General features: G+C 67.1%; 10 protein-coding genes and 1 pseudogene. 7 read left to right on the top strand and 4 right to left on the bottom strand.

The genetic code is table 11. The annotated features are described in order from the left end of the window. Positions 1–304 (top strand): annotated as a pseudogene (locus ACLP4W_RS01585) (hypothetical protein); the annotation flags it as partial. Between the two features lie 68 nt (positions 305–372). Here the strand turns inward: ACLP4W_RS01585 and ipdF are convergent. Then, positions 373–1161 (bottom strand): (5R,7aS)-5-hydroxy-7a-methyl-1-oxo-2,3,5,6,7,7a-hexahydro-1H-indene-carboxyl-CoA reductase, encoded by a 789-nt coding sequence (ipdF, locus tag ACLP4W_RS01580; RefSeq protein ID WP_442383455.1) that lies wholly within the window; start codon positions 1159–1161, stop codon positions 373–375. Further along, on the bottom strand, positions 1158–2306 hold the full coding sequence (gene ipdE1, locus ACLP4W_RS01575) for an acyl-CoA dehydrogenase IpdE1 (protein ID WP_442383453.1): 1149 nt from the start codon (positions 2304–2306) through the stop codon (positions 1158–1160). Before ipdE1 ends, ipdF begins: the two co-directional genes overlap by 4 nt. A gap of 58 nt (positions 2307–2364) precedes the next feature. On the opposite strand from ipdE1, the gene fadD3 reads away from it, so the two are divergent. Genes fadD3 through ACLP4W_RS01550 form a run of 5 tightly spaced genes read left to right on the top strand, consistent with a single transcriptional unit; the run spans position 2365 to position 8121 of the window. Continuing rightward, on the top strand, positions 2365–3909 hold the full coding sequence (gene fadD3, locus ACLP4W_RS01570; protein ID WP_442383451.1) for a 3-((3aS,4S,7aS)-7a-methyl-1,5-dioxo-octahydro-1H-inden-4-yl)propanoate--CoA ligase FadD3: 1545 nt from the start codon (positions 2365–2367) through the stop codon (positions 3907–3909). Next, on the top strand, positions 3909–5054 hold the full coding sequence (locus tag ACLP4W_RS01565; RefSeq protein WP_442383448.1) for an acyl-CoA dehydrogenase family protein: 1146 nt from the start codon (positions 3909–3911) through the stop codon (positions 5052–5054). Before fadD3 ends, ACLP4W_RS01565 begins: the two co-directional genes overlap by 1 nt. After that, a complete protein-coding gene (locus tag ACLP4W_RS01560; protein ID WP_442383446.1) occupies positions 5051–5995 on the top strand; it encodes an acyl-CoA dehydrogenase family protein in 945 nt (314 codons plus the stop codon). Before ACLP4W_RS01565 ends, ACLP4W_RS01560 begins: the two co-directional genes overlap by 4 nt. A 12-nt stretch (positions 5996–6007) precedes the next feature. Continuing rightward, positions 6008–6958: an acyl-CoA dehydrogenase IpdE2 gene (ipdE2, locus tag ACLP4W_RS01555; RefSeq protein WP_442383444.1), complete on the top strand. Its 951-nt coding sequence runs from the start codon at positions 6008–6010 to the stop codon at positions 6956–6958. Beyond that, on the top strand, positions 6955–8121 hold the full coding sequence (locus ACLP4W_RS01550) for a pyridoxal phosphate-dependent aminotransferase (RefSeq protein ID WP_442383442.1): 1167 nt from the start codon (positions 6955–6957) through the stop codon (positions 8119–8121). The genes ipdE2 and ACLP4W_RS01550 overlap by 4 nt, the downstream gene beginning before the upstream one ends. On the opposite strand, the gene ACLP4W_RS01545 is transcribed toward ACLP4W_RS01550, so the two are convergent. Further along, positions 8122–9972, bottom strand: coding sequence for a fatty acyl-AMP ligase (locus tag ACLP4W_RS01545; RefSeq protein WP_442383457.1), 1851 nt, complete (start codon positions 9970–9972; stop codon positions 8122–8124). A gap of 111 nt (positions 9973–10083) precedes the next feature. Further along, positions 10084–10914 carry an arylamine N-acetyltransferase family protein gene (locus tag ACLP4W_RS01540; RefSeq protein ID WP_442383440.1) on the bottom strand — a complete coding sequence of 277 codons (831 nt, stop codon included), beginning with the start codon at positions 10912–10914 and terminating at the stop codon, positions 10084–10086. A 151-nt stretch (positions 10915–11065) separates the two neighbouring features. Between ACLP4W_RS01540 and ACLP4W_RS01535 the strand changes: the two genes are divergently transcribed. After that, positions 11066–11500, top strand: a complete 435-nt coding sequence (locus ACLP4W_RS01535; RefSeq protein ID WP_442383438.1) for a hypothetical protein — start codon at positions 11066–11068, stop codon at positions 11498–11500. Positions 11501–11806 lie beyond the last annotated feature (306 nt).

Below are 11806 nucleotides of genomic sequence, written 5' to 3'. Positions count from 1 at the left end.
CTGGGGGAATTCGGGCAACGGCAATACGGGCGCGTGGAATTCGGGACTGGTCAACACGGGTTTCGGGTTCACTACGAACACGGGCGCCACCAACTCGGGCTTCAACAACACCGGTTCAGATGTCTCGGGCTTTGACAATTCTGCCACCTCCGGGTTTGCCTCGGGCTTCTTCAACAACGCTATCGGTGGGGGTGCGATGTCAGGTATCGGCAATACCGGACTCCCCGGCGCGGTATCCGGCTTCTTCAACACAGGTACCGACTTAGCGGGTTTCTTCAGCCTCAGCCGACTGTTCGCGGGTTAGGCGGACATGTGGTCGGACTTCGGCTGACATGCTGAGGCGATGTCCCACCTCCTAGCCGCCTGCTGCGCTCACGGATGCTGGCTGGATACCGAGATCACCTCTCCGGTAAGGTAACTCGAGTACTCGCTGGCCAGAAACGCGATGGTGGCCGCCACTTCCCAGGGCTCGGCGGCACGCCCGAACGCCTCATCTGCGGACAGCCGGTCGAGCAGGTCGGCCGAGGTGGTCTTGTCCAGGAATTTGTGCCGGGCGATGCTCGGCGATACCGCGTTGATCCGAACCCCGCACTCGACGGCTTCTATTGCGCTGCAACGAGTTAACGCCATCACCCCGGCCTTGGCGGCCGCATAGTGCGACTGCGAGTGCTGGGCCCGCCAGCCCAGGACGCTGGCGTTGTTGACGATCACCCCGCCGTGCGCCGCTTCGCGGAAATACCGCAGCGCCGCCCGGGTGGCCCGGAACACCGAAGTCAGAGTTACGTCCAGGACGCGGTCCCATTCGTCGTCGGTCATGTCGGCCACCGGCGTCTGCCCACCCAGCCCCGCGTTGTTGACCAGCACGTCGATGCGGCCCATGCGCGCGGCGGCAGAGTCGATGAGCGCGTCGACCTGGGCGGTGGACGTCACGTCGCACACCACGTTCTCGACCCGGCCGAGTCCCAGCGCGGACAGTTCGTCGGCGGTCTCCCCGAGCCGTCGCTCGTGGTGGTCGGAGATCACCACGTCGGCTCCCTCGGCCAGGGCCCGCCGTGCTGTGGCCGAGCCGATGCCGGTGCCGGCGGCCGCGGTGACGACAACCACCTTTCCGTTCAGAAGCCCATGTCCGGCAACCTCTTCCGGTGCTTCGGACAGACTCATCCCTTAACCTCCCGAGGCAGGCCGAGCACCCGCTCGGCGATGATGTTGCGCTGGATCTCGTTGGATCCGCCGTAGATGGTGTCGGCGCGGGTGAACAGAAACAGCCGCTGCCATTCGTCGAGTTCGCCGTCGGTCAAGGTCATGCCGGGCTTGCCGATCACGTCCATCGCCAGCTCGCCAAGGTCGCGATGCCAGTTGGCCCACAACAACTTCGACACATTGTCCTGGCCGGGCTGCTCGACGTCCATGGTCGCCAGGGCATAGCTGCGCATGGCCCGCAGCCCGGTCCACGCCCGCGTCAGCCGCTCCCGGATGAACGGGTCGTCGGCGGCGCCGTTGCGCTGCGCGAGCTCGGCAAGATTGGAAAGTTCACGGGCGTAAACGATCTGCTGGCCCAGCGTCGAGACGCCGCGCTCGAAGGTCAGCGTGCCCATCGCGACCCGCCAGCCGTCGCCCGGTGCGCCGACCACCATGTTGGCGTCGGTGCGGGCGTCGTCGAAGAACACCTCGTTGAACTCCGAGGTGCCGGTGATCTGGATGATCGGCCGCACCTGGACGCCCGGCTGGTCCAGCGGCACCAGCAGGTACGACAGGCCGGCGTGCCGCTTGGAGCCCTTCTCGGTGCGCGCCACCACGAAGCACCACTGCGACAGGTGCGCGAGCGACGTCCACACCTTCTGGCCGTTGATCACCCATTGATCGCCGTCGAGCTCGGCGGTGGTCGACACGTTGGCCAGGTCGCTGCCGGCGCCGGGCTCCGAGTACCCCTGGCACCACAGCTCGGTGACATCGAGGATGCGCGGCAGGAAGCGCTGCTGCTGCTCGGGCGTCCCGAACGCGATCAGCGTCGGCCCCAGCAGTTCCTCGCCGAAGTGGTTGACCTTCACGGGCGCGTCGGCGCGGGCGTACTCCTCGTAGAACGCCACCCGGTGCGCGGTCGGCAGCCCCCGCCCGCCGTGCTCGACCGGCCAGCCCAGGCATGTCAGCCCCGCGGCCGCGAGGTGCTGGTTCCACGCCCGGCGTTCCTCGAATGCCTCGTGCTCGCGCCCCGGTCCGCCGAGGCCCCTGAGAGCTGCGAATTCGCCGACCAGATTGTCGGCGAGCCAATCGCGGACCTCGGCCCGGAACTCCTCGACGTCCTGCATGCCCTGTAGGCTAACCTACCAAGCACTTGCTTTGTAGCGCGCCGTAGGAGAAGTGTCGATGGCCAACGATCCCCGCACCGTGCCCGCGGCGCTGGATCGTTTGGCGCACCAGCTTCCCGAACACGACGCGCTGATCACCGAGGAACGATCCTTTACCGCCGCCGCCCTGCGCGACGAGATATACCGCGCCGCGGCCGCACTGATCGCGCTCGGCGTTCAGCCGGGAGACCGGGTGGCCATCTGGTCGCCGAACACCTGGCATTGGGTCATGGCCTGCCTGGCGATCCACCACGCCGGCGCCGCCATGGTGCCGCTGAACACCCGTTACACCGCCGAAGAGGCCACCGACATCCTGGCCCGCACGGCCGCGCCGGTGCTGTTCGCGATGGGTCAATTCCTCGGCACCGACCGGGTTTCCGGCCTGGACCGCGACGCCCTGCCCGCACTGCGGCACATCGTGCGGGTGCCGATAGAAGCAGACGACGGGACCTGGGACGACTTCATCGCCAAAGGCTCCGAACCCGCGGCCCTCGACGCGGTAGCCGCTCGCGCCGCCGCCGTCACGCCCGACGACGTCAGCGACATCCTGTTCACCTCCGGCACCACCGGCCGCAGCAAAGGCGTGCTCTGTGCGCACCGGCAATCACTGTCGGCCTCGGCGTCGTGGGCCGCCAACGGCAAAATCACCGGCGACGACCGCTACCTGTGCATCAACCCGTTCTTCCACAACTTCGGTTACAAGGCCGGCATCCTGGCCTGCCTGCAAACGGGCGCAACCCTGATCCCACACCTGATCTTCGACCCGCTGCGCGCGCTGCAGGCGATCGAGCAACACCGCATCACCGTGTTGCCCGGACCGCCCACCATCTACCAGACCCTGCTGGACCATCCGGCACGCCACGACTACGACCTGAGCTCGCTGCGGTTCGCGGTGACCGGCGCGGCCACCGTGCCGGTGGTGCTGGTGGAACGCATGCAGTCCGAACTCGACATCGACATCGTGCTGACCGCCTACGGCCTGACCGAGGCCAACGGCATGGGCACCATGTGCCGCGCCGACGACGACGCGGTCACCGTAGCCACCACCTGCGGGCGCCCGTTCGCCGACTTCCAACTACGCATCGACTCGCCAGCTCCCGGCGAAGCCGGAGAGGTGTTGCTGCGCGGGCCGAACGTGATGCTGGGCTACCTAGACGACCCGGAGGCGACCGCCGCGGCCATCGACGCCGACGGCTGGCTGCACACCGGCGACGTCGGCGCCGTCGACGAGGCCGGTAACCTGCGCATCACCGACCGGCTCAAGGACATGTACATCTGCGGCGGATTCAACGTCTATCCCGCCGAGGTCGAGCAGGTGCTGGCCCGGCTGGAGGGGGTGGCCGACGCCGCGGTGATCGGGGTTCCCGACGAGCGGCTGGGCGAGGTCGGCCGGGCGTTCGTGGTGGCCCGGCCCGGTTCCAACCTCGACGAGCAATCGGTGATCGCTTATACCCGTGAGCATTTGGCGAACTTTAAGGCGCCCCGATCGGTGCGGTTCGTCGACGCGTTGCCGCGCAATCCGGGCGGCAAGGTGGTCAAACCACAACTGCGAGAGCTGGCCTGATGGACCTGCAGTTAGACGAAGAGACACTGGCTTTCCAAGCCGAGGTGCGGGAATTCCTCTCGGCCAACGCCGAATCGATCCCGACGAAGTCCTACGACAACGCCGAAGGCTTTGCGCAGCACCGCCATTGGGACCGCGTGTTGTTCGACGCCGGCCTGTCGGTGATCACCTGGCCGGAAAAGTATGGCGGCCGTGACGCGCCGTTGCTGCATTGGGTGGTGTTCGAGGAGGAGTATTTTCGCGCCGGCGCGCCGGGCCGGGCCAGCGCCAACGGCACGTCGATGCTGGCCCCGACGCTGTTTGCGCACGGCACCGAGGAGCAGCTGGACCGGATTCTGCCCAAAATGGCCAGCGGCGAGCAGATCTGGGCGCAGGCCTGGTCGGAACCCGAATCCGGCAGCGACCTGGCATCACTGCGGTCCACCGCGACCAGGACGGACGGCGGCTGGCTGCTCAACGGGCAAAAGATCTGGAGCTCGCGGGCGCCGTTCGCCGAGATGGGATTTGGGCTGTTCCGGTCCGACCCCACGGCCGAGCGACACAACGGCCTGACGTATCTCATGTTCGACCTGAAGGCCAAGGGCGTCACGGTGCGCCCCATCGTCCAGTTGGGTGGCGATACCGGCTTCGGTGAGATCTTTCTCGACGACGTCTTCGTGCCCGACGAGGACGTGATCGGCACCCCCAACGACGGCTGGCGGGCGGCCATGAGCACGTCCAGCAATGAGCGCGGCATGTCGCTCCGCAGCCCGGCCCGCTTCCTGGCGGTGGCAGAGCGACTGGTGCAGCTGTGGAAGGACCGCGGCCGTCCCCCGGCCTTCGCCGACCGGGTCGCCGACGGATGGATCAAGGCGCAGGCCTACCGGCTGCAGACCTTCGGCACGGTGACCAGGCTGGCCGCCGGCGGCGAACTGGGCGCCGAATCGTCGGTGACCAAGGTGTTCTGGTCCGACCTGGACGTGGCGTTGCACCAGACCGCGCTTGACATGCTGGGCGCCGATGGGGAGCTTGCCGGCCCATGGAACGATGGCCTGCTGTTCGCGTTGGGCGGTCCGATCTACGCCGGCACTAACGAGATTCAGCGCAACATCATCTCCGAGCGGCTGCTGGGCCTGCCGCGCGAAAAGTCCGGGGGCACGAAGTGAAATTTGCGCTAGACGACCAGCAGCGCGACTTCGCGGCCAGCATCGACGCGGCACTGTGCGCGGCGGACCTGCCGGGCGCGGTCCGGGCCTGGTCAGCCGGCGATGTCGCGCCCGGGCGAAAGGTGTGGGAGCAGCTGGCCAACCTGGGCGTCACCGCGCTGGCCGTCCCGGAGAAATTCGACGGCATCGAGGCCCATCCGGTCGACCTGGTCGTCGCGATCGAACGACTGGGGCGTTGGTGCGTGCCCGGCCCGGTGGCCGAATCCATCGCGGTGGCACCGGTTTTGCTGGGCGACGATGAACGCTGCGCCGGGCTGGCTTCCGGTGAGCTGATCGCCACCGTCGCACTGCCGCCGCAAATGCCGCGCGCGGTCGACGCCGAGGCGGCCGGACTGGTGCTGCTGGCCACCGCCGATGGCGTCGCCGTGGCCCAGCCGGGACAACGGCACCAGTCCGTCGACCCCAGCCGCCGCCTTTACGACGTGATCCCGACCGGCAGGGGGTGGCAGGCCCCGAAAGGAGGAGTCAAGCGCGCCTACGAGTTCGGTTCGGTGGCCACCGCGGCGCAGCTGGTCGGCGCCGCCGAGGCGCTGCTCGACGCCGCCGTCGACTACGCCAAACAGCGGACCCAGTTCGGCCGGGCCATCGGCTCGTATCAGGCGATCAAGCACAAGCTCGCCGACGTGCACATCGCGATCGAGCTGGCCCGCCCGCTGGTATACGGGGCTGCGCTGTCGTTGGAGCCGCGCGACGTCAGCGCCGCGAAAGCGGCAGCATCCGAGGCGGCCCTGCTGGCGGCGCGGGCGGCGTTACAAACGCATGGCGCGATCGGATTCACCCAGGAACATGACCTGTCGCTGTGGCTGCTCCGCGTGCAGGCGTTACGCTCGGCGTGGGGTGATGCCGAGGCACATCGGCGCAGAGTGCTGGAGTCGCTATGAGGAGCGGCGCTCGTGAGTGAAGAACGGCAAATGCTGCGGGAAACCGTCGCCGCTCTGGTGGCCAAGCACGCCGATCCGGCGGCGGTGCGCGCGGCGATGGAGTCCGACCGTGGCTACGACGAGTCGCTGTGGCAGCTGCTGTGTGAGCAGGTCGGCGCCGCCGCGCTGGTGATACCCGAGGAGCTGGGCGGCGCGGGCGGTGAACTGGCCGACGCCGCAACCGTTTTGCAGGAGCTCGGCCGTGCCCTGGTGCCCTCCCCGCTACTGGGCACCACGCTGGCGGAGCTGGCGCTGCTCGCCGCACCCGAGCCCGACGTCCAGACACTGGAAGGCCTTGCCGAGGGAAGCTCGATCGGTGCGGTGGTGCTCGATGCCGACTATGTGGTCAACGGCGACATCGCCGACGTCATCGTCGCCGTCACCGACGGCCGGCTGAGCAGATGGACCCGATTCACCGCAGAGCCCGTCGCCACCATGGACCCCACCCGCCGACTGGGCCGCGTGCGGCCCGAGGAGACCGAAGCGATAGGCGCGGACCCGGGCATCGCCGACAGCGCGGCCATCCTGCTGGCGGCCGAACAGGTCGGGGCCGCCGAACGCTGTCTGGAATTGACCGTCGAATACGCCAAGAGCCGTGTGCAATTCGGACGTCCGATCGGCAGCTTCCAGGCACTCAAGCACCGGATGGCCGATCTCTACGTCGCGATTGCCGCCGCGAAGGCCGTCGTGTCCGACGCGTGCGACGACCCCACCCTCACCAACGCCGCCACCGCGCGCCTCGCCGCCAGCGAGGCGCTGACCACCGTGGCCGCCGAAGGTATACAGCTCCACGGCGGTATCGCGATCACCTGGGAACACGACATGCATCTGTATTTCAAACGCGCACATGGCAGTGCGCACCTGCTGGCCTCGCCGAGAGAGTTGCTTCGCCAACTGGAAGCCGAGGTGCTCCCACAGCCGTGAATGACCATGTCGCCCTGCGTGCCGGCATCCCGCCGTTCTATGTGATGGATGTCTGGCTGGCCGCCGCGGGGCGCCAGCGCAGCCATGGCGATCTGGTAAACCTGTCGGCGGGCCAGCCCAGTGTCGGCGCACCCGAGCCGGTGCGCGCAGCGGCCGCGGCCGCCCTGCATCTCAACGAGCTGGGCTACACCGTGGCACTGGGCATCCCCGAGCTGCGAACCGCGATCGCCGCCGATTACCAGCGCCGGCACGGGATCGACGTCGAGTCCGACGCGGTGGTGGTCACCACGGGTTCCTCGGGTGGGTTTCTGCTCGCCTTTCTCGCGTGCTTCGACGTGGGCGATCGCGTGGCGCTGGCCAGCCCCGGCTACCCGTGCTACCGGAACATCCTGTCGGCGTTGGGATGTGAGGTGGTCGAGATCGCCTGCGGGCCGAAGACCCGCTTCCAGCCCACCGCGCACATGCTCGCCGAACTCGACCCGCCGGTGCAGGGCGTGATCGTCGCCAGCCCGGCCAATCCCACCGGGACGGTCATACCACCGGCCGAATTGGCCGCGATCGCCTCCTGGTGTGAGGCCTCCGGAGTCCGCCTGATCAGCGATGAGGTTTACCACGGCCTGGTCTACGAAGGCGCGCCGCAGACCAGCTGCGCCTGGCAGACATCACGAAACGCAGTGGTGGTCAACAGCTTTTCCAAGTACTACGCGATGACTGGCTGGCGGCTGGGCTGGCTGCTGCTGCCACCTGAGCTGCGCCGGGCGGTCGATTGCCTGACCGGCAACTTCACCATCTGCCCGCCGGTCCTGTCGCAGATCGCCGCGGTGGCGGCGTTCACACCCGAGGCCAAAGCCGAAGCCGACGGCAATCTGAAGCACTATGCGGTCAACCGTTCGCTGCTCCTCGACGGGCTGCGCCGAATCGGCGTCGACCGGCTGGCGCCTACCGACGGTGCGTTCTATGTGTACGCCGACGTCTCCGACTTCACCAGCGACTCCCTCGAGTTCTGCTCGAAGTTGCTGGCCGACACCGGCGTTGCCATCGCACCGGGCATCGACTTCGACACCGCGCGCGGCAATTCCTTCGTCCGGCTGTCGTTCGCCGGACCGACGAGCGACATCGAAGAGGCCCTGCGACGCATCGGGCCCTGGCTGCCCGGCCGCTAGTTATCGGCTGAATCGGCCCGCGAGGTAATCGGTTCGGCAGGCGCCGCGGGCGAGTTTGCCGCTCGTTGTGCGGGGGATGGTGCCGGCGGCCACGAGCCGCACGTCGGCGATCCGGATATGGTGCTGACGCGAGACCGCCGCGCGTATCGCCTCGGTGATCGACGCCGGCTCCAAGCGGCCGGCGCCCGCGGCGCGCTCGGCGACGATAACGACCTGTTCGCCGGTGTCACCGTTCGGTGAGCCGAGCACGCCGGCGGGAACGGAAAACGCGGCGACATAGCCGCTGCGGATCGCGGTCGAGGCCTCGCTGACCGTGGTTTCGATGTCGTGCGGGTAGTGGTTGCGCCCATCGACGATGATGACGTCTTTGATTCGCCCCGTCAGGTACAGCTCGCCGCCCACATAGACGCCGAGATCACCGGTGGCCAGCCAGCAGCCATTGTCCGGGGCGCCCTCGGCGTGGCTGCCGTGTTCGAGCCGTGACTGGAGCTTGTTGCCGAATACTCGTCGCGTTTCGTCCTCGCGGCCGAAGTATCCGCGGCCGATGTTGGCTCCGTGCAACCAGATTTCCCCCACGGTACCGTCGGGCGCCTCGGCGCCATCCGGGTCGGTGATCACCAACCACTGAGCAGGGATCGGCTGGCCGCACGACACATAGGCGACCGCACCCGGTGCCGCATGCCCGACGCTGACTGCGTGACCCGCGCCGAGCTGCTCCCGGTCGAAGAAGACAGCGCCGGCCGCGGCATCCTGGCTGATGCTGGCAACCGACAACGTCGCTTCCGCCATCCCGTAGGAGGGCTTAACCGCATTCGCGGGAAAACCGTACGGCGCGAACGCGTTTGTGAATTTCTCGATCGCCGACATGGTCACCGGCTCGGACCCGTTCAGCACGCACACCACGTTGCTGAGGTCCAGGGCCTGGGCTTCCGGGCCGTTCGGGGGCAGTCCTCGCTCGGCGCTCAATTCAAAGGCGAAGTTGGGTGCGGCCGCCATGGTCCGGCCGCTGGTCGCCGCGATGCTCAACTGCTTGATCCATCGATACGGTCGGCGCAGAAACGCCATGGGATCCATCAACGTGATGTGCGCCCCGGTCAAGGCCGGGAACACGATCATCATCAAACCCATGTCGTGGTACAACGGTAGCCAGCTGACACAGCGGACGCCCATGTCCAGCCCGCCGGCCAAAATCATCTGCATCGCGTTCGTATAGACGGCACGGTGCGTGATCTCCACTCCGGCCGGCGTGCGCGTCGAACCCGAGGTGTACTGCAGATAGGCGACATCGTCGGTATCGCGGTGCGGGGCGATGAACATCGCAGCGAGTGTTGCCGGTATCGCGTCAACCGCGATTACCCGCGGCCGCTCGTTGGGCGCCAGCGTCCGAATGAACGTGCGCACCGACTCTGCCGCGGCGGTCCTTGTCAACACCGCTGCAGGCCGGGCGTCGGCCAGCACCGCCGCCAACCGCTCGGCGTGCCCTGACAAGGTCGGTGCGAACAGAGGGATCGAGATATTGCCTGCGTGGACGGCACCGAAGAAGGCAGCCACATAGTCGAGCCCCTGTGGCGCCAGGATCGCTACCCGATCCCCCGGCTTGGTGACCTGCTGCAGGCGGGCACCGATCGCACAGACCCGCGACGACAACTCTTCCCAACTGAGCTCGATCGTCCGCCCGTCCTGGTCCTTCGAGTAGTCGACGAAGCGGTACGCGGGGCTGTCAGCATGATCGGTTCGGTTGCGGTCGAAATACGACGTCAGCGTCACACCCTCGGGCACCACGATCGCGCTGTCGCTGAAAACGTACGGATTCGTGTCGCCCGCAGGGGCCGCGACAATGTTGTTCAGCATATGATCCCGATTCACCATGGGACAGGCTAGTAGCAATACTAACCATTTGGCTTCCTCTGGGAGTATGGCGGTCATCACTATTGCGCGCGAAAGTGATCCAGAAGCGAGCCTCTACGCATCCAGGATCTTCTCGATGCGCGTCTCGAGGCCGCGGCGCTCACCGAGATCGGCCACATTGATGCCCAACCGGTCAATCAGGGTGTCCACGACGGCGGCAGCGTTGTCGAGCCGGATCTTTTCCGTTGCATCGGCGCGGTGGATGGCCAGGTTGCGGTCCTCGAGGTTCAACCGGGCGTCGTCGGTGACCAGCGCGGCCATCAGGTTCGTCACGAACTGCGACGAAGGGTGGGTCGAGACGAACCAGCTACCTACTTTCAGATCGATGTCTGGCTCGGTGCGGGTGGAGAATTCGTAGAGCGGCTTCCACTCGCCGCGAAACTGGGCTTGCAGGACCAACCCGTCGCCGCGGTCCTCCAGTCGGTACGGCTCGTGCGTTGTCTGTTGCACGCTGCCGGTTTCGAGGCGAATGGGCGAAGCCGGCGTCTGGCCGCCGAAACCGACGTCGACGAGATAGGACCTCGGGGCGCAGGGGAACGTCACCACCAGCACGGTGTGAGTCTGTGCTCCCACCGGCGCGCCCGGCGGCAGCATCCAGAGCACTCGCCCGGCCAGCCGTCGCACCCGAAAGCCCAGCTCTGCCAGCACGTAACCCATCAGCCCGTTCTGCTCGTAGCAGTAACCACCCCGGCGCCGGTGCACCAGCTTGTCGATCAAAGCCTCTGGACTGAGGTCGTCGACCGGCACTCCCATCAGCGGATCGAGGTTCTCGAACGGAATGGTCCGAGTGTGAGCGGTCACCAGATCCTGCAGTACCTCGAGGTTCGGCTCGGCCGTGCCGCGGTAGTCGACGCGCTCGAAGTATGCGTTCAGATCCAGCGTCATATCGCCATTCTGGCCCGAGCCTCCGTCTCGCACACCCGGCCCGCATCGTCCCCGGGCCAGAAACTTCGCTTGTTTGATATCTGTCGAATACGGGGAACCTGTGGAGACGGCTGCAGCACCTACACACACGGACCTAGCAATGGAGCCCATTATGAGCATGAGCACCACCACCTGGATTGTGATCGCCGCCGTCGTGGCAGTCCTGCTGATTGCCGGCCTGATCGTTGCGGTAAGCGGAGCAATGCGTCGACGCCGCCAACGGCAGGCCGAAGAGATTCGCGAACAAGCTCAGCTAGCGACGGCCAAAGTCGAACGGCGTGAGGCACTCGCCGATGAAACAGCCGCCAGGGCCCGTGCCGCACAGGCCGAGGCCGAGGCCAAGGCCGCCGAGGCCGCCAGGCTGCAGGAGCAGGCGGCCAAGCACCACAGCGATGCGGCTGCGTCGCGCGAACAACTCCACGAACAGTGGAAACGTGCCGACAGCATCGATCCGAAAGTCAAGAACGATGCGCGGCACGAGGAGTCGCATCAACCGGCGACCGACGCCCAGGCCGTCGAGCAAGGATATCGGGCGTCATCCGGCTGAATCGCTCGGTATCGCTCGGTTAGGCCCGATGGCCCGCCCCCTCAACGGGCCATCGGGCGCCGACCGTCGCCTCCGCTCACACGAGTTGCAGAACCCGCGGCCGTCAAACATCGAGGAGTCGCGAGCGTAACGCCACAGCGGTTTTCCGAAATATCGCCGTGGCGTTACGCTCGCGGCGACTAGACCGAAGTTACGGCAGCTGAAATAGGTGAATCCCGGGGTGACCTGGGGATTGGCTGGTTTCGTGGGGTGGTTGTTCTGGCTACGCGGCGGCGGTGAGCGGTATCGGGGTGTCGAGCAGGTCGA

The sequence above is a fragment of the Mycobacterium sp. genome, from assembly GCF_052145595.1.
Classification (GTDB): Bacteria; Actinomycetota; Actinomycetes; order Mycobacteriales; family Mycobacteriaceae; genus Mycobacterium.
This window is presented reverse-complemented; position numbering and strand designations above follow the sequence as displayed.